We start from the raw sequence: 18,478 nt of genomic DNA, 5'->3' as shown, positions 1-18,478 counted from the left end.
CCCATCGTCATTCCCGCGCAGGCGGGAATCCAGAACCTCTGACCTACCGGCCCTTGCGAGAACCTGCGCGTCTGGATTCCCGCCTTCGCGGGAATGACGAGCGGAGTGATTACCGCTCGCGCGTGGCGGCGAACCTCACCTTGGGGTAGCGGTCCTGCACATAGCCGACCTCCCACGCGCTCTTGGCGAGGAACACCGGATTGCCGTCGCGGTCCTTGGCCATCGCCGCACGGTTCAGGTCGGTGAAGTTCTTCAGCTCCGCCGGATCCTCCGCCGACACCCAGCGCGCGGTGTCGAACGGCGCCGGTTCCAGCCCGGCGGCGACCTTATACTCGGCGTCCAGCCGGCTCAGCAGCACGTCGAGCTGTAGCTGGCCCACGACCCCGATGATCCAGTTGCTTCCGATCTCGGGATAGAAGACCTGCGTCACGCCTTCCTCGGCCATGTCGTCCAGCGCCTTGCGCAGCTGCTTGGTCTTGGTCGGATCCTTGAGCGCGACGCGGCGCAGGATCTCGGGCGCGAAGTTCGGCAGCCCGGTGAAGCGCACGTCGGCCTTCTCCGACAGCGTGTCGCCGACGCGCAGCGTGCCGTGGTTGGGGATGCCGATGATGTCGCCGGGATATGCCTCGTCGGCGACCTCGCGGTTCTGCGCGAAGAACAGGATCGGCGAATGGACCGCGATCGGCTTGCCGTGCCCGGTCGGGGTCAGCTTCATGCCGCGCCGGAACGTGCCCGAGCACAGCCGCATGAACGCGATCCGGTCGCGGTGCTGCGGGTCCATGTTCGCCTGCACCTTGAAGACGAAGCCGGTGACCTCCTTCTCCTCCGGCGCGACCGGCGCGGGCTCGGCCGGCTGCGGGCGCGGCGGCGGCGCATAATCGCTCAGCGCCGCAATCAGGTCGGCCGGACCGAAGTCCTTCAGCGCCGAGCCGAAATACACCGGGGTCAGGTCGCCGTGCCGATACGCCTCGGCATCGAACGCGGCATAGCCGGCCTGCGCCAGCTCGATCTCCTCCGCCACCGCTTCCGGTAGCGCGGGCGCATCCTCGACCTTGCCCTGGAAGGTGCGGCTGTCGCCCTCGGGGCGCGCGATGCGGTTCGCGTCGAGGTTCAGGATGCCCTCGAACGTACCGCCCATCCCGACCGGCCACGTCATCGGGCAGACGTCGAGCGCGAGCACGTCGGCGATCTCGTCGAGCAGCTCGAACGGCGGGCGCCCTTCGCGATCGACCTTGTTGACGAAGGTGATGATCGGCACCGAGCGCAGGCGACAGACCTCGAACAGCTTGCGCGTCTGCGCCTCGATGCCGCGCGCCGCGTCGATGACCATGATCGCGGAGTCGACCGCGGTCAGCGTCCGGTAGGTGTCCTCGCTGAAATCCTCGTGGCCCGGCGTGTCGAGCAGATTGAAGGTCACGCCGCCGCTCTCGAACGTCATGACGCTGGAGGTGACCGAGATGCCGCGCTGCTGCTCGATCTTCATCCAGTCCGAGCGAGCGCGCCGGTTCGCCCCGCGCGCCTTCACCTCGCCGGCGAGGTGGATCGCGCCACCGAAATAGAGCAGCTTTTCGGTCAGCGTCGTCTTGCCCGCGTCGGGGTGGGAGATGATCGCAAAGGTACGGCGGGGGGAGGTCATCGAGGGTCCAGTGTTGCGCGGGTGCGGCGGGCGCGCCCGGTTAGCAGGATGGCGGTGGGAACGACAGGGGCGGAGGCGGGCGTGTCCCGGCCGAGGTGGGGATCGGGACGCGCAAGTGCTCGCGAGAGCCACTGGCGCCGCAGTTCTTGGGTTCCCCGAACGAGAAGCGGCCCGCCCGACATCTGCCGGGCGAGCCGCCTGTCGTTCATCGATCAGGGTAGCTTAGCTGCCCGACTCGAGGTTGACCGCCGCATACTTGCCGCGACGATCGACTTCGATCTCGAAGCTCAGGCGATCGCCTTCGTTGAGCGTCGGCATGCCGGCGCGCTCGACCGCCGAGATGTGCACGAACGCGTCCGGCTGACCGTCGTCGCGCTGGATGAAGCCGAAGCCCTTCATCGCGTTGAAGAACTTGACGGTGCCCGTCGCCTTCTCACCGGTGAGCTGGCGCTGCGGGCCGCCGGCGCCGCCGCGCGGACCACGGTCACCGCCGCGATCGCCGAAGCCGCCTTCGCGCGGTGCCGAACGCTCCTGTACCGGCATCGGCTCGCCGTCGATCTTCAGGTCCGTCGCCGAGACGCGACCGCCGCGATCGACCAGCGTGAAGCCGAGCGGCTGGCCCTCGGCCAGGCCCGACAGGCCCGCCTGTTCGACCGCCGAGATGTGCACGAACACGTCCTCGCCGCCGTCGTCACGGACGATGAAGCCGAAGCCCTTCTGACCGTTGAAGAACTTGACCACGCCGGTGCCTTCGCCGACGACCTGCGGGGGCATGCCGCCACCGCCGCCGAAGCCGCGACCACCGCCGCCGCCACCGCCGAAGCCGCCACTGCCGCTGCGGAAGCCACCGCCGCCGCCGCCGAAGCCGCCGCCACCACCGCCGAAGCCGCGACCGCCGCCGCCGAAGCCGCCACCGCGATCCTCGAAGCCGCCACCGAATCCACCGCCGCCGAAGCCGCCGCCGAAATCGTCACCGCCGCCGCCGAAACCATCGCGCTTGTCGCGCCCACGCCCGCCGCGATTGCCGCGGCCGCCCTTGTCGTAACCCATAACCCTGTTCGTCTTCCCGGTCCGCCCGAACACTTCCATCAGGGCCACGCGCAGGACGGCGAACGCGGCTCCCCTTGGCGCAGGACCTACTGCGCCTCATCTCGCTCATAGACCATCTTGCGCCATCCTGCGAATCGTTTTGCGCGTCTTTTCAGGCATCGGCCGGTAAACGCCGCGGATCGGTCGTATTGTTGCCACGTTCCGTCGTCTTGCGCCGCGCGAGTCACGAAGCGATTGAGCCATGCCGGCCGCGCCGCTACAGGCTGGATATGGCTGTACATCTGCACGAAGAAGACCTTCCCGGCGACGTATTCGCGCCCGGCGCCGCGATCGCGGTCGATACCGAGACCATGGGGCTCATCACGCCGCGCGACCGGCTGTGCCTGGTGCAGCTGTCCGACGGCGGCGGCGACGAGCATTTGGTGCGCTTTTCGCCAGGCAGCGATTATGCCGCGCCGAACCTGCGCGCGGTGCTGGCCGACCCGGCGCGCCTCAAACTCTATCATTTCGGGCGCTTCGATATCGCCGCGCTGCGCCATTATCTGAACGTCGTGGCGGCGCCCGTGTACTGCACCAAGATCGCGTCGCGACTGGTGCGCACGTACACCGACCGCCACGGACTGAAGGAGCTGGTGCGCGAGTTGCTGGGGCAGGACATCTCGAAGCAGCAGCAATCGTCCGACTGGGGCGGCCCGGTGCTGAGCGAGGCGCAGCGCGACTATGCCGCGTCGGACGTGCGCTACCTGCATCGGCTGAAGGAAGAACTCGACCGGCGGCTGGCGCGCGAGGGACGGACCGCGCTGGCGCAGGCATGCTTCGACTTCCTGCCCGCGCGCGCCGAGCTCGATCTCGCCGGCTGGCCGGAGGTGGACATCTTCGCGCATGTCTGACGTCGCGCTCCGCGCCCGGTCCGAACGGCAACGCTGGGCACAGCCCGGCGGACGGCACGACCGCGTCATCGCGGCGGCCAATCGCATCCTACCGGTGTCGATCGGCATCTTGTTCGCGTTCCTCGTGATGGCGCCGCTGACGATGGGCGGCGACGCCTCGTTCGTGCTGGACAAGAACCGCGTCGAGGTCGCCAAGGAGCGGATGAAGCTCCAGCAGGCGCGCTATCGCGGCACCGATGCCAAGGGGCAGCCGTTCGAGCTGGACGCCGGGTCGGCGATCCAGAAGAGTTCCGCCGAGCCGATCGTGCGCATCGCCGACATGGCGGCCGCGATCCGCCTGTCGGACGGGCCCGCGACGCTCACCGCGCCGACCGGCCGCTACGACATGGACAGCGAGCAGGTGCAGGTCGACGGGCCGATCAAGGTGCGCGGTCCCAACAATTACACGCTCGACACCGACAATGCCGTCGTCGACCTGAAGAGCCGGCGGCTGCAATCGACCGACGCGGCGACCGGCACCGTGCGCCAGGGCACGTTCCGCGGCGACCGGATGAGCGCCGACCTGGAAGCGCGCACCGTCACGCTCGACGGCAATGCGCGCTTGCGGTTCACCCCGAGACGATAGAGAAGCCCGCCATGTCGCGCCCTGCCGTTATCGCCGCCCTGTCTGCCCTGTCGCTGTCGCTTGCGGCGCCCGTAGGGGCGCAGACGCGGCACGACACCGCCGCGCCGATCGAATTCGGCGCGGATCATATCGAGCTGCAGGACCGGGCGAACCGCGCGGTCCTGTCGGGCAACGTCAAGGTGCGCCAGGCCGAGATGACGCTGACCGCGCAGCGGATGACCGTCGCCTATACGGGGCAGGTCATCGACGGCAATCCGCAGGTGTCGCGGCTCGACGCCAGCGGCGGGGTGACCGTGGTGCGCCCCGATCAGACCGCACGCAGCCAGTTCGGCGTCTACGACCTCAACCGGCGGGTCATCACCATGCTCGGTTCGGTGCGGCTGACGCAGGCCAACAACACGATCAACGGCGGGCGGCTGACGATCAATCTCGACACCGGCCGCGCGGTGATCGACGGCTCGTCGGTCGCGGGCGGTGCCGCGCCGGGCGGCAGCGGCGTCACGCAGGCGCCCAATGGACGGGTCACCGGCACGTTTTCGGTGCCCAAACGCAACTGACCCGCCGCATCCGGGAGCGGGGGGTTCACCTTCGCGCCCGCTTCATGCATGAATCTTGCCAGACGTGGCGGCGTTGACGAAGCGGTAACCCTGTTCTGAGAGAGCGACGAACGATGGACGGCATGACCACAGCGCTGGATCACGATCGCCTGGGCCGGGTCGCGCCGATCCACGAGGCGGAGCTGGGCAGCGGCCTGCAGGTCGTCTCCATCGCCAAGAGCTACGACAAGCGGGTCGTGCTGACCGACGTGTCGGTGACGGTCGGGCGCGGCGAGGTGATCGGGCTGCTCGGGCCGAACGGCGCGGGCAAGACCACCTGCTTCTATTCGGTGATGGGATTGGTGAAGCCCGATTCGGGGCGAATCATGCTCGACGGCGACGACATCACCGGGCTGCCGATGTACCGCCGCGCGATCCTGGGGCTCGGCTATCTGCCGCAGGAGACCTCGATCTTCCGCGGACTGACGATCGAGAAGAATATCCTGACCGTGCTGGAGCTGGCCGAGCCCGACGCCGCCGCCCGCGCCGACAAGCTGGAGCAGTTGCTCGGCGAGTTCGGTCTGACGCGGCTTCGCGACGCGCCGGCGATGGCGCTGTCGGGCGGCGAGCGACGCCGTGCCGAGATCGCGCGCGCATTGGCGGCCGATCCGTCGATCATGCTGCTCGACGAGCCGTTCGCGGGCATCGACCCGATCTCGATCGCCGACATCCGCGACCTCGTCTGCCAGTTGAAGGAGCGCGGGATCGGGGTGCTGATCACCGATCACAACGTGCGCGAGACGCTCGACATCGTCGACCGCGCCTACATCATCTACGACGGCAAGGTGCTGTTCACCGGCAGCCCGGAGGAACTGGTGCGCGACGAGAACGTCCGCCGCCTGTACCTGGGCGAGGATTTCGCGCTGTAGGTCATGGAAGCTCTGGCTTCCATGACCGTCATCCCGGCGCCGGCCGGAATCTCGCGCCGCAGGGACGTGCGGGCGGACGGAAACCCCGGCCTGCGCCCGGGCGACCGCCGTTGACATGAGCCTCGCCCCGCGCCTCGACCTGCGGCAATCGCAATCGCTGGTGATGACTCCGCAACTCCAGCAGGCGATCAAGCTGCTGGCGCTGAGCAACCTCGAGATTGAAGGCGTCATCGCCGAGGAGCTGGAGCGCAACCCGCTGCTGGAAAGCGCACCCGGCGGCGACGACGCGCCCGAACCCGCCACCGTCGAGACGCCCGTGCGCGACGAACCCGCCGGCGCGGACGAACTGGTCGTCGCGGGCGAGGCGGCGGGCGAAGCGCTCGACGTCGACATCGCCGCCGAACGCTTCGACGATTCGCCGTCGGACCACAGCGGGCTGTCGTCGAGCGCGGCACCCGCGACCGGCTCCGGCGAGGCGCCCGATCTCGACAGCTTCGCCGACACCAGCGAGAGCCTGGCCGACGTGCTGCTGGCACAGGCCGGCGCGATCTTCGACGAGCACGACCTGTTCATCGCCCGCGCGTTGATCGACCAGATCGACGAGGCCGGCTATCTGCGCGCCGCAGTCGAGGAAGTCGCGCAGCGGCTCGGCGTCCCTCCGCCGCGCGTGGCGGCAATATTGGCGACGATCCAGACCTTCGAGCCGAGCGGGGTCGGCGCGCGCGACCTGGCCGAATGCCTGGCGATCCAGGCGCGAGAGGTCGACCGCTACGATCCGTGCATGGCGCGGCTGCTCGACCATCTCGACCTGCTCGCGCGCGGCGACCTGACGCGACTGAAGCGGCTGTGCCAGGTCGACGACGAGGACATGGCCGACATGATCCGCGAGGTGCGCGGCTACGACCCCAAACCCGGCTGCCGCTATGGCGGCGAGCCGCCCGCGCCGGTCATTCCCGACCTGTCCGTGACGCGCACGAAGAGCGGCTGGGCGATCGAGCTGAATGCCGCGACGCTGCCGCGCGTCCTGGTCAACACCGGCTATCACGCCGAGCTGTCGCACGGTGCGCGCGACAAGGCGGGCAAGACGTGGCTGGCCGAGAAGCTCGCCAGCGCGAACTGGCTGGTCAAGGCGCTCGACCAGCGTCAGCGCACGATCATCCGCGTTGCCACCGAGATCGTCCGCCAGCAGGAGGCGTTCTTCCTGAAGGGCGTCGCACATCTGCGCCCGCTGACGCTCAGGCAGGTGGCCGATGCGATCGACCTGCACGAATCGACCGTCAGCCGCGTGACGAGCAACAAGTACCTGACCTGCGCGCGCGGAGTGTTCGAGCTGAAATATTTCTTCACCTCGGCGATCGCGGCTGCGGACGGCGGCGACGCGGTGTCGGCGGAGGCGGTGAAGAGCGCGATCCGCGCGCTGATCGCGGGCGAAGGCGACACGATCCTGTCCGACGATACATTGGTCGAGCAATTGAACGCGAAGGGCTTCGACATCGCGCGCCGCACCGTCGCGAAATATCGCGAGTCGATGGGGATCGGCAGTTCGGTGCAGCGCCGCCGCGCCCGCGCGCTGCAACGCGCCTGAGGTCAGCCGGCCGGCATCGAACGCGCGGCGGGCTGACCGTCGGCCAGCGCCTTCTCCTCGCCCTCGTGCCGGGCCACGGGCAAGCGCCCGCGCCGCCAGCCGCCGTGGCGGTAGAATGCGATCATCAGCAGCATCGAGCCGAGCGAGCCGGCGGGAAAGCTCCACCAGATCGCATCGGCACCCCATGACGGCGCCAGCCCGGCGGCCATGCCGAGCCGCAGCGGGAACATCGCCACCGCCAGGATCGCCAGCGGGCCGATTACCGCCCCATTGGCGCGCACCGTCGCGGACAGGACCATCGACACGCCGAAGAGCACAAAGCTCCACGCCGCGATCAGGTTGATCCGCACCGCGATCGCCACCGCCGCGCTGTCCTGTCCCAGGAACAGCCACAGGATGTGGCGGTCGAGCAGCGTCACGGCGACGACGAGCCCGCCGGTGAGCGCCAGATTGGTGAGGATGCCGGCGCGGGTGATCCGCCCCACCCGCTCCCACGCGCCCGCGCCGATATTCTGCGCCGCCATCGCGCTGACCGCCGCGCCGACCGCCATCGCCGGCATCTGGATATAGGTCCACAGCTGGTTCGCGGCGCCGTACGCCGCGGTGGTGGCGGTGCCGTGGCGATTGACGAGCCCGATCATCGCGAGCGCCGAGGTGGAGACGACCAGCATCTGCAACCCCATCGGCACGCCCTTGACGACGATCGTGCGCAGCAGCGCGGCGTCGGGCAGGATGTAGCGCCACTCCGCCCCGCGCAGCCGGATCGGCAGGTCGCGCGCATAGACATATGCGAGCAGTGCCACGAGCGAGACGGTATTGGCGATCAGCGTCGCGGTCGCCGATCCTTCGATGCCCAGCGCCGGGATCGGCCCCCACCCGCGGATCAGCAGCGGGTTGAGCGCGACGTCGACCGCCGAACCCAGCGCCATGAACTTCAGCGGCGTGATCGAATCGCCGGTCCCGCGCAACGCCATCGTCAGCAGCACCGAGAGGAACCCCGGCACCATCGCTACGAAGATCACGCGCAGGTAACCGAGCGCCAGCGCGTAGACGTCGGCGGGCGTGGCGAGCAGACGCAGGATCGCGGGTGCGGCCAGCAGCCCCACGACCGCCGTCACCAGCGACAGCACGCCGAACAACCTCAGCGAGGTGCCGAGCACGCGGCGCACCGCCGCCACGTCGCCCCGCCCCATGTTCTGGCCGATCAGGATCGTCGCGGCCATGCCGAAGCCGAAGACGGCGGCGATCAGCAGGAACATGATGATGTTGGCGTTCGTCGTGGCGGCCAGTGCGCCCTCGCCCAGGAACTGCCCGATCCAGATCGCATTGATCGAACCGTTCAGCGATTGCAGCACGCTCGACCCGAGCGTCGGCAGTGCGAAGAGCAACAGGGTGCGGCCGATCGGGCCGGTCGTCAGATCTCGTTGCGGTGCGCGCGCCATCGCGACGTTACGTAGCGCGCCGTGACGCGGTGCGACAGATCAACGTTGGTCACGCACCGTGTCGCGTTCGTCGCGGACGCGGTCACGCTCGCGCAGGTCGGCGCCGGCGTCCTCCATCGCCGCGCCGGTCCGGTCACGCGCGGTATCGGCGTGGCGACGCACCTCGGCCTCCAGCCGGTCCGAGGCCTCCGAGATGCGGTCGGCGGCGCGGTCGATCTGCTGCGCGGCGAGCCCGTCGACGCGGTTGGTGACGTGATCGGCGATCCGGTCGCTGAGCGAATCGACACTCTGCGCGACATTGTCCGACGCGCGTTCGATGTCGGAGGCGACCGCATCGCCGGTACGCTCGGCATGATCCTGCGCGCGTTCCGAACAGGCGGCCAGCGCCAGCGCGGCGAGGGGCACGATCAGGGCAAGCGGCTTCATCACACTCTACTCCGTCCAGCAACGCCTGCGACAATCCGCCACCCGCGGGCTTTGTTGCATCACCCGCCGCGCAGCGCGCAGCCGATCCGGGCGAAGAACGCGCGGCTGCCCGCGCTGGTATCGACGTCCCATTCCGGATGCCATTGCACCGCCAGCACGTCGGCCCCGTACGGGCGTGCGGCGATCGCCTCGATGACGTCGTCGTCGCTCGACCACGCCTCGACGGTCAGCCCGTCGCCGAGCCGCTCGATCGCCTGTTCGTGGACCGAATGGACCGAGAGGCGGTCGGTCCCGGTCAGGTCCGCCAGCACGCCGCCCTCGGCCAGCCGCACGTCGTGGCGATGGTCGAACAATGCGGTGTAGTCGCGATGGTCCCAGCCGCCGTTGAGGTGGCGGCCCGAGCAGCATTCGCTCGACAAAGTGCCGCCGAACAGCACGTTGATCTCCTGCATCCCGCGGCAGATCCCGAACACCGGGCGGCGCGCGCGGATCATCGCGTCGGCGAGCGTCAGCGCCACCTCGTCGCGGTCGGGATCGAGCACCCCGCCGCCGGAGTCGCTTGCGGCGCCGTAGCGGGTCGGCGCGACGTTCGAGCGCGAGCCGGTCAGCAGCAGCCCGTCGAGCTGTGCGGCGAGCGCGCGCGCGTCGGTGACCGCGGCGATCGCGGGGACCAGCAGCACGCAGGCGTCGGACAGCGTCGCCAGCGGCGCGACGAAGCGCGTCGCGACCACCTGCACCGGACGCTGCACCACCTCGTTGCAGCACAGCACGCCGATGATCGGCTTGCGCGCGTCAGGCATCGCGGCTCCGCCAGTCGACGGCGGGCCCCTCACCCGTATCCTCGATCACTCGCGCCTCGGGCTGCACCACCACCCGGCCCGGCGGCACGTCGTCGAGCAGCCAGACGTTGCCGCCGATCATCGCGCCCTGCCCGATCGTCACCCGGCCCAGGATCGTCGCGCCGGCATAGATCACCACATCGTCCTCCACGATCGGATGGCGGGCATAACGCGTGTGGGGGCGATCGGGATCATCGGCGCGCGGGGTGCGCGCGCCGAGCGTGACGTGCTGGTAGAGACGGACGCGCGCGCCGATGATCGCGGTCTCACCGATCACGACCCCGGTGCCGTGGTCGATGAAGAACGACGGGCCGATCGTCGCGCCGGGGTGGATGTCGATGCCGGTCCGCTCGTTGGCGAGCTCGGAGATCAGCCGCGCGACGATCGGCGCGCCGAGTTCGTAGAGCGGGTGCGCGAGCCGGTGGTGAAGGCTGGCGATCGCGCCGGGATAGCAGACGAGGATCTCGTCGGTGCTGCGCGCGGCGGGGTCGCCCAGGAACGCCGCCTCGACATCGCTGTCGATCAGCCGGCGGACCTCGCCCAGCCCGGCGACGAACAGCCGCGCGATCGTGGCAGGTTGATCGCGGTCGAAGGTGCCGCTGCTCGCCTCGGCCTGCCAATAGCCGAGTTCCGCCGCGACCGCGCGCTCCAGCTCGGTGGCGGCGGCGAGCAGCTTGGCGGCGACGAACCCGTCCTCTTCGCCCGGCGCACCGCGGAACTGGCCGAGCCGGCGTGGATAGAGCGCCGCGGACAGCAGCTCGACCACGCGCTCCATCGCGCCGCGCGTCGGGAAGCTGGTCGGATCGCGCCCCTCGTCGTGCCGCGCGCGCCAATCGTCGCGCGCCGCGCGCAACGCCGCCACCGCCGTCGACAATCCACCGCCCTGATCCATGCGCCGTCCTTTCGCGGCGCATCATATCCGATCAGCGTGGTAGGTGTTGATAGAAGCGCGCTACGTGGGGGCAAGCTGGGTTAGGGTCCGTACGTGCGGGTGCGGCGGGCCGCCACAGGTCTCCCCCACCCCGCACGCGACCGTCATTTCCGCGCAGGCGGGAATCCAGACGCGCAGGTTCTCGTGAGAGTCGGCATGTCAGAGGTTCTGGATCCCCGCCTGCACGGGGATGACGAAAGGGCGGCGGTTGGCGGCGGAGCCGCACGGAATTATGGCCGGCGGCTCGCGCGCAAGGGTTGCGCGGCGCCCTACAGACCCGGCTCGTCGAACGGGCCGATCACGGTCCCGACGAAGCCGGTCGCGCGCGTGGTGCTGAGGAAACGGACGTCGACGCCGGTGCGCAGCGTCTTCGCCGCCGCCCCGCCCACGGCATAGTCGAACGCCATCGTACCGCCGTCGGCGCGCAGCGTGAGCGTCACCGGCTGCGCGGGGTCGATCGGCGCACTCGCCACCAGCGTGTCGGTATCGGCACCGTCGCGCGTCCATAGCGCCACCACCGGCTTGCCCGCATGGCGCGTGACCCCGAACAGCAGCAGCGAACGATCGTTCTGCACCGCCGCCAGCCCGGCGCGCGCACCGTCGCGCCCCGGCATGTAGCGCATCACCGTCGAGACGGTGGCGACGTGGTGCTGCTGCCGCCGCCCGACGAACGACGGCACGCCGTTCAGGTCGCCGAAACGTGCCCCCGGTTGCAGCGCCAGCGCGCCGTTCGCGACGCGGTAGAAGGGCTGCTTCGGTGTGCGGATGCCGATCCATGGCATCGCCAGCCGGTCGCCCCCGAAATCGTCGACATAGCCGAAATCGCCGCTGGTCGGCAGCGTGGGGACAGGCCCGGCGGGCAGCTTCGGGCGCGGGGCGACGTACGGGATCGGCTTGCCGCGCGGCAGGATATGCGGCCAGCCGTCCTTCCAGGTCACCGGCAGGAGGAAAGTCTCGCGTCCGATGTTGTAGAGTCCGTCGGCATAGGGGCGCGTCGCCAGGAAGGTCGCCCACCAGTCGCCGTTCTGCGTCTGCACCAGCTTCGCGTGCCCCGCGGAGGTGACCGGATGTGCGCGGTCGGCGGGCAGGTCGCGCTGCGTCAGGATCGGGTTGCCGGTGTAGGAGACGAACGGGCCGCGTAGCGCCTTCGACCGGAACACGACCTGCGAGTGGTTGTCGCCCGTCCCGCCCTCCGCAGCGGTCAGATAATACCAGCCGTCCTTCTTGAGCAGATGCGGCCCTTCGATCCACACCGGCCTGGTGGCGAGATCGACGCCGCCGTTGATCAGCTGCGTGCTCTCGCCGACCATCTTGCCGGCGCGCCAGTCATATTCCTGCACCCAGATCGCGCGGTGCCCGTCGTAGCGCGGCGGCTCGTCGGGGGCGCGGTTGTTGACGATGTACGCGCGGTCACCCTCCCAATGGATCGACGGGTCGATGCCCTCGAACGGCAGCCAGATCGGCTGCGACCACGGGCCTGCCGGATCCCTGGCGGTGATGACGAAATTGCCGCCGCACTCGACGCAGGTGTTGACGATGTAGAAGGTGCCGGCGTGATAGGAGATGTCGGGCGCGAACACCGCCTGCGACACGCGCCGCCCGGTGAAGTCGAGCTGCCCCGGCCGGTCAATCGCATTGCCGATCTGCACCCAGTTCACGAGGTCCTTCGACCGGAACACCGGCAGGCCGGGGAAGTGCGCGAAGGACGAGTTGACGAGGTAATAGTCGTCGCCGACGCGCGTGACCGAGGGATCGGGATAATAGCCCGACAGGATCGGGTTGCGATATTCGGTACGCGTGGGCGTGACGCGTTCCTGCGCGCGGCCATCGTAGCTGAAGCGCTCGAACGTCGCGACCTGACCGGTCGCGGCGGTGCCGAGCATCGCGGCCAGCGCCGCTGCGCCACCGAGGCGGGTGATGCGCATGTATCCTCTCCCTTTTCCCGTCGCGGGCTGGAAGCCTACCGTAGACGGTAGCGCTATCAGGGCAAGAGGCTTCGCGGGCGGGGCAGCCGGTGCCGCCCCGCCCGCAACGTTGGTCAGAACTTCGCGCGGACGCCGAAATTGTAGCGGGCGCCGGTCTCCTGCTGGAGCAGGTAGCGGTCCTTGATCGCCGACCATTCGTCGATGAACTGGTTCGTCACGTTCACGCCCTGCACATAGACCTGGAAGTTGGGCGTGAAATCGTAGGACACGTTGAAGTCGAGCTGACCGTAGGACGAGCGGTTGCGCGGCCGCGACTGGCTGTCGCGGCAGTTGCGCAGATAGTCCGATCGCCAGTTGTACGAGACGCGCGCCGAGAGGCCGTATTTCTCGTAGAACACGCTGCCGTTCGCCGAGTGCGGCGACAGGCCATTATAGCCGCACTGGAAATCGGCCAGCGTCTGGTCGCGCTGCGCGTTGCTGGCGACATAGGTGTAATTGCCCGTCACGCCGAACCCGCCGATGAACCCGCTGAGCGCGTCGAACGAATATTGCCCGCCGACCTCGACGCCCTTGATCGTGCCGCTCTGCCCGTTGCGCGTGCGGGTGTCCTGATAGATGCGGCCGAAGCGCTCCACCGGCAGCGTTTGGAGCTCCAGGAAGTCCGACAGGTCCTTCCAGAACCCGCCGACGCTGATGTAGCTGACGCGCGACAGATACCATTCCAGCGACACGTCGTAGTTGGTCGAGCGGAACGGCAGCAGATTGGGGTTGCCGCCCGACGACAGCGGCACCGCGATGCGGCCGCCGTAATCGTTGTTGACGCCCAGATCGGTCAGCGTCGGGCGCGTGATCGTCTGCGAGAAGGCGCCGCGCGCGATCAGCTTTTCGGTGACGTTGTACTTCGCATTTACCGAGGGCAGCGCGTTGACGTAGCTGCTGCGCACCGCGATCGCGGTGGCGGGGCCATAGGTATATTGCAGCGTGTCGTCGCCCGGCGTGTTGGCGATGCCCGTCACCGGCGTGTCGAAGCCGGAGGAGAGCACCTGCGTGCGGATCACGCGCACGCCGGCGTTGCCGGTCCAGCGCTCACCCCCGAATTGCATGCTGATGTAGCCGGCGGTCAGGCGTTCCTGCACGTTGACGGTGCCGCGCAATTGCTCGCGCACCCCGAACGGCCCGCCGGGCAGCGCCTGCACCTGCGCCGCGAACGCCGCCTGCTGCGCGGGCGTGCGCCCGTTCGACGGGATGTTCAGCGTCGCGGGGTTGTTCAGATAGGCGAGGAACGCCTCCGGATCGACCTGGAACATCGATGGCGGGATGTTCTGCCCGCCGCCGAGCAGGTCTCCCCACTCGTACGGCTGGAGCAGCCCCGCGGCGATCGGCACCTGATACCCGCAATAGGTGCAGTTCGAATCGCTGTTGTTGAACTGGCGGTTGATCTTCCGCCGCTCCGTATACGACCCGCCGAGCGTGACGGTGCGCAGGATCGAATTGTCGACCGTCCATTTGGTGTCGAGATGATATTCGGAGCCGCGGTCGCGCGTGCGGTTGGCGTCGATCCCCATGTAATGCAGCCGCATCAGATCGGCGTTGTTGATGACGTTGTTGTCGTAGGAGATCGACGGGATGCCCTTCCCGCCGTCCAGCGTGAACTGATAGCTGTAGGGCAGCAGCGCACCGTAGACGAGATAGGCGTTGGGCGAGGTGCGGTTGGCGCCGGTGGTCGACGCGTCGAAGCGCAGCTCGACATTGTCGGTCGGGTTCCACTTGATGTTGCCGCCGATCTGGTAGCTGTCCGACTTGCGGTTCGTCGTGTTGTAGACGTGGTCGACCTTGGCGTTGACGCCGTTGTTGGTGAGGGTGGGGTTCGCCGCCAGGAAGCCGGGATTGGCGGCGATGAAGTCGCGGCCGAGCATCGTCAGGCTGGTGGCGGTGTTGGTGTCGTCGAAGGTCGGCTGGAAATACGGCGCGGCCATGAAGTTATCGAGCCGCCGCGTCACGCCCGAGATGTTGAAGCGCGAGTAGATGCCGTCGACGGTGATCTCCAGCGTGTCGGTGGGCCTGAACTGCACCGCGCCGGACACGTTGATCCGCTCGCGCTCCTCCTGCGCGCGCTGGTAGTAGACGCTCTGCGGCAGGTTGGCGTTGCCGGTCACCGGGTAGCGCGAATCGCGGCCGGTGATCAGGGTCGGGACGCCGCCGATGGTCTGGACGATGTCGGGGCGGCCGTTGATCCACCCGTCGATCGCGATCTGGTCGGTCTGGCTCTGGCGCTTGGTATAGGACCCGGCGAGCAGCACGCCGAAGGTCTTGTCGGGGTTGGCATAGGACACGGTGGCGGCGAGATCCGGAGTGACCTTCTCGCGCGACCGGTCGTAGATGCCGCCGATCTGCGCCGCGGCGTGGAAGCCGCCGCGCCCTTCCAGCGGGCGGGCGGTGATGATGTTGACCGTCGCGCCGATCCCGCCTTCCTGCAACTCGGGCACCGGCGACTTGAACACGTCGGTGCGCTGGATCATGTTCGACGACAGCACGTCGAACGAGAATTCGCGTCCCGCATTGTCGGTCGCCATCACGCGGCCGTTGACCAGCACGGTGTTGAATTCCGGCCCCAGGCCGCGGACCGTGATGAACTGCCCCTCGCCGCCCGAGCGGTCGATCGCGACGCCGGTGATCCGTTGCAGTGATTCGGCGATGTTGGCGTCGGGGAACTTGCCCACGTCGACCGCGGTGATCGAATCGACGATCTGGTTGGCGTCGCGCTTCACCTGTGCGGAGGAACTGAGGCTGGCACGGATGCCGGTGACGACGATGTCGGTCCCCGGCCCGGGCTCACCGGTGACCGCCTCGGGCGTCTGCGGCGCCGCGGCGGGCGCAGCGCTCGGCGAAGCCGCGGTGGTGGTGGTGTCGGCGGCGGGCGCCTGATCGGTGGGGGGCGTCTGTGCATAAGGCGTCGATCCCGCCGCCTGTGCCAGCGCCATCGTCGGCAGCGAGCATCCGGCGCCCAGCGTCGCCAGAATCAACCACGACCTCATGTTCCTCTCCCTATTTCTTTATCGAACGCGCGCGGAGAGACCGGTGTTCGTTTCGGACGACGTCGTTGCGCCGCTCTCCCTGCGATCACCAGCGAAGCGCGTTTTATCCGATTAATCAACCACTTTGCGGCGGACGGGCGATGGATCGCCTTGGTCGGCGGACGATACGCGCCACAGCAACATCCGGACGCATCCGCGCAACGCAAGCGCGCGTCACCGGATCAGGAACGGCCCAACGATGTCGAAGGGGGGGGGAAGCTGGATGCCCGACAAGGATCATAACACATTGTCCGCTGCCATTCGCATACGTCCTCATCTGCTCTGTTTTTGCTGATAGAAGGCGTGTGCGCGTTCCGCATATGTCCGTTGACCTCCGCCTATTTCCGCAAGATAGTGTGGGAACAGGTGGAGGTACGTTGTGGGTCGTCTGACCGCCCTTTCTGTTAAGAACGCCAAACCCGGTCGGCACGGCGACGGGGAAGGATTGTACCTTCTGGTCAAGCCGTCAGGGGCCAAATCCTGGTTGTTGCGGATACAGGCGGATGGCAAGCGGCGCGACATCGGGCTGGGTAGCGTGGTCACGGCTCCGAAGTCGGAACGGGTCGTCTCTGAGGAGATAGAGGTTTCGCTACTTAGAAAGCGGGACCTCACCTTGATCGAGGCACGAGAAAAGGCGGGGCTGTTGAGACGCGCCGCCAAGGCCGGTCTTGATCCAGTCCTCGAGCGCGACAAAGAACGGCGGGTCACGCCCACCTTCAAGGAAGCCACCAAAGCGGCTCACCTTGCCCTTAAAAGCGGCTGGGCGGATAAAAACGCGGCTGCGTTTCTGTCCTCGTTGGAGGAACACGCATGGCCGAAGCTAGGCGCCATGAAGGTCGACGTGGTCGAGGCCCACCACATTCGCGACGCTATTGAGCCGATCTGGCTGAAGCTGCCCGTGATGGCTCGCAAGGTACGGCAGCGGATCAGCACCGTCCTGAACTTCGCTAAGTCAAAAGGCTGGCGGGCATCTGAGGCGCCCGGCAAGGCCGTTACGATCGGCCTGCCCAAACAGCCCACCGGGGGCAATTTCAAGGCGATGCCGTATAGCGATGTGCCGGCTTTCGTCTCCGCCTTGGAGGACAAGCCAGTCACTGCCGGCCGATCAGCACTGCTGTTTCAAATCTTGACCGCCGCTCGCCCAGGGGAGGTGCGTGCAGCCGCTTGGGGCCAGATCGACTTCGACAAAGGCGAGTGGTGCCGCCCCGCTGACATCATGAAGAGTGGGGTTTCTCATACGGTGACCCTCAACGCCGCAGCTATGGCCTTGCTGAAGCGGGTTGGCGGCGATGCCGAACACAAACCCCACCAGCTGATTTTCTCTGGGAAAGCTGGCGGCAAGCTCTCCGACATGACGCTGAACAAGGTTTTACGTGACGCTAAGATGGCGTTCGATGCACATGGGTTTCGCAGCTCGTTTCGAGATTGGGCCGCTGAGAAAATGCCCAGCGTGCCTGATCCGGTCGCCGAGGCGGCGCTGGCTCATGCGGTGCCTGACAAGGTCGTGAGAGCGTACAAGCGCACGACTTTCTTGGAGATGCGGCGCGCTTTGCTGACCGCTTGGGGCAATTTCTGCCTCTCGCAGCCCCAGAGCGCCTGACGATGGAGGGCAAGAAGACATTAGCCGACGTCCTCGCGGAAATAGCAAATGATCGGCAGCAATTTCTTGCGGTCGAGGACGAGGAACGGCGTCACATTATGGCCGCCGATGCCCTAACCAAAGCAATGTTTTTCGTCTATAAGCTGCTGGGCAATGACATGTTGAGTGCCGCCATTGGCACTGTCGATGAGGACGATCCAGTCTCCGTCCTCAAGGTCGCGTCGGCTCGGCTGCTTATCTACGCCAGCCTCTTCAAAGACCTGCCGGAGGACAAAGCCTCTCCTATCCGAATTATCGAAGAGGCGATGGCTATTGCGAACGGCGATACTCCGGTCACTTTCGCGAAGCTCGAAATGGTGCCAACGACGAAGCATCGCGAACACCGGTTGAAACTAAGGGCAATATCCTGGGACGCGTATCTGAGAGGTCGCGGCATGTCATCGGTCGATCGTGCGTGGACCATAGGAAAGGCATTCAATGCTGACTGGAGCACGATAAACACCAGTTGGAGGCGCGATATTCGTCCTCTTGGAGAGCACCGCATAGAATTTTCGATCGCCATCGCGGAGCGCGCCGGTCGGAACGGTGTCGCGAATTGGGAAACCGTGGAGATCGCCTACGCTCGCATCCGCGATCCGGCCTCAACTGAGGGGTTGGAGGATTGGGAATTGGCCTTGAAGCTAGACGCTCAGCAACTGCAGGATGCCCGACGAATAAGGGGCCGTAAGCGTCGGTAGTCATTGTCGCGCTGCTTTGACAAAGTCAGAGATGCGCAAACGTGATGGCATTTTCCAGCGATAACGCTGCTTATTGCCTCTGTTGCCGCCAGCTTCCGCTGGCATCCTTACGGAGGCAACAGACATGGACGAACCATTTTACTCGGTGCAGCAGGTCCGTAAGCGTGGCCTGAGGGCCGCCTTGCCCGTTTGGCCGTAGCCGGGATGCTTATCGTCTTTGACGAGGGCGCGGGCGGTGCGGGAAGTTTTCGGT

General features: G+C 67.5%; 15 protein-coding genes. 7 read left to right on the top strand and 8 right to left on the bottom strand.

What is annotated here, in order from left to right:
* Positions 1-109 precede the first annotated feature (109 nt).
* Positions 110-1,636: a peptide chain release factor 3 gene (locus J2Y58_RS10430; protein WP_310102565.1), complete on the bottom strand. Its 1,527-nt coding sequence runs from the start codon at positions 1,634-1,636 to the stop codon at positions 110-112.
* A 222-nt stretch (positions 1,637-1,858) separates the two neighbouring features.
* Positions 1,859-2,686, bottom strand: a complete 828-nt coding sequence (locus tag J2Y58_RS10425) for a cold-shock protein (protein ID WP_310102562.1) — start codon at positions 2,684-2,686, stop codon at positions 1,859-1,861.
* A 269-nt stretch (positions 2,687-2,955) separates the two neighbouring features.
* On the opposite strand from J2Y58_RS10425, the gene J2Y58_RS10420 reads away from it, so the two are divergent.
* From J2Y58_RS10420 to rpoN, 5 genes are all read left to right on the top strand, one after another.
* Entirely contained in the window at positions 2,956-3,576 is a 621-nt protein-coding gene (locus tag J2Y58_RS10420) for a ribonuclease D (RefSeq protein WP_310102559.1), read from the top strand.
* The gene (lptC, locus tag J2Y58_RS10415; RefSeq protein ID WP_310102556.1) at positions 3,569-4,201 is read left to right on the top strand and encodes an LPS export ABC transporter periplasmic protein LptC; all 633 of its coding nucleotides are present in this window, start codon (positions 3,569-3,571) and stop codon (positions 4,199-4,201) included. Before J2Y58_RS10420 ends, lptC begins: the two co-directional genes overlap by 8 nt.
* Before the next feature lie 11 nt (positions 4,202-4,212).
* Entirely contained in the window at positions 4,213-4,758 is a 546-nt protein-coding gene (locus J2Y58_RS10410; RefSeq protein ID WP_310102555.1) for an LptA/OstA family protein, read from the top strand.
* Between the two features lie 122 nt (positions 4,759-4,880).
* Complete coding sequence (gene lptB / locus J2Y58_RS10405) at positions 4,881-5,666, top strand: LPS export ABC transporter ATP-binding protein (protein WP_310102553.1); 786 nt, start codon at positions 4,881-4,883, stop codon at positions 5,664-5,666.
* 115 nt (positions 5,667-5,781) lie between these two features.
* Entirely contained in the window at positions 5,782-7,251 is a 1,470-nt protein-coding gene (gene rpoN, locus J2Y58_RS10400) for an RNA polymerase factor sigma-54 (RefSeq protein ID WP_310102550.1), read from the top strand.
* A 2-nt stretch (positions 7,252-7,253) separates the two neighbouring features.
* On the opposite strand, the gene J2Y58_RS10395 is transcribed toward rpoN, so the two are convergent.
* The 6 genes from J2Y58_RS10395 to J2Y58_RS10370 all read right to left on the bottom strand — a co-directional run bounded on the left by J2Y58_RS10395 (position 7,254) and on the right by J2Y58_RS10370 (position 15,849).
* Positions 7,254-8,693, bottom strand: a complete 1,440-nt coding sequence (locus J2Y58_RS10395; RefSeq protein WP_310102548.1) for an MATE family efflux transporter — start codon at positions 8,691-8,693, stop codon at positions 7,254-7,256.
* A 39-nt stretch (positions 8,694-8,732) separates the two neighbouring features.
* Positions 8,733-9,119: a hypothetical protein gene (locus J2Y58_RS10390; protein ID WP_310102545.1), complete on the bottom strand. Its 387-nt coding sequence runs from the start codon at positions 9,117-9,119 to the stop codon at positions 8,733-8,735.
* Between the two features lie 59 nt (positions 9,120-9,178).
* On the bottom strand, positions 9,179-9,919 hold the full coding sequence (locus J2Y58_RS10385; RefSeq protein ID WP_310102542.1) for a gamma-glutamyl-gamma-aminobutyrate hydrolase family protein: 741 nt from the start codon (positions 9,917-9,919) through the stop codon (positions 9,179-9,181).
* Complete coding sequence (gene epsC, locus J2Y58_RS10380; RefSeq protein WP_310102539.1) at positions 9,912-10,850, bottom strand: serine O-acetyltransferase EpsC; 939 nt, start codon at positions 10,848-10,850, stop codon at positions 9,912-9,914. Before epsC ends, J2Y58_RS10385 begins: the two co-directional genes overlap by 8 nt.
* A 308-nt stretch (positions 10,851-11,158) precedes the next feature.
* On the bottom strand, positions 11,159-12,814 hold the full coding sequence (locus J2Y58_RS10375; protein WP_310102536.1) for a glycoside hydrolase family 43 protein: 1,656 nt from the start codon (positions 12,812-12,814) through the stop codon (positions 11,159-11,161).
* Between the two features lie 113 nt (positions 12,815-12,927).
* Positions 12,928-15,849, bottom strand: coding sequence for a TonB-dependent receptor (locus J2Y58_RS10370; RefSeq protein ID WP_310102533.1), 2,922 nt, complete (start codon positions 15,847-15,849; stop codon positions 12,928-12,930).
* 418 nt (positions 15,850-16,267) lie between these two features.
* Here J2Y58_RS10370 and J2Y58_RS10365 point away from each other — a divergent pair, with 418 nt between their 5' ends.
* Together J2Y58_RS10365 and J2Y58_RS10360 are read left to right on the top strand one after the other, a co-directional pair.
* Entirely contained in the window at positions 16,268-17,488 is a 1,221-nt protein-coding gene (locus tag J2Y58_RS10365; protein WP_310102531.1) for a phage integrase central domain-containing protein, read from the top strand.
* A 2-nt stretch (positions 17,489-17,490) separates the two neighbouring features.
* A complete protein-coding gene (locus J2Y58_RS10360) occupies positions 17,491-18,225 on the top strand; it encodes a hypothetical protein (protein WP_310102529.1) in 735 nt (244 codons plus the stop codon).
* Positions 18,226-18,478: the final 253 nt, after the last annotated feature.

Source organism: Sphingomonas sp. BE138 (assembly GCF_031456125.1).
In the GTDB taxonomy this organism is placed as follows: domain Bacteria; phylum Pseudomonadota; class Alphaproteobacteria; order Sphingomonadales; family Sphingomonadaceae; genus Sphingomonas.
This window is presented reverse-complemented; position numbering and strand designations above follow the sequence as displayed.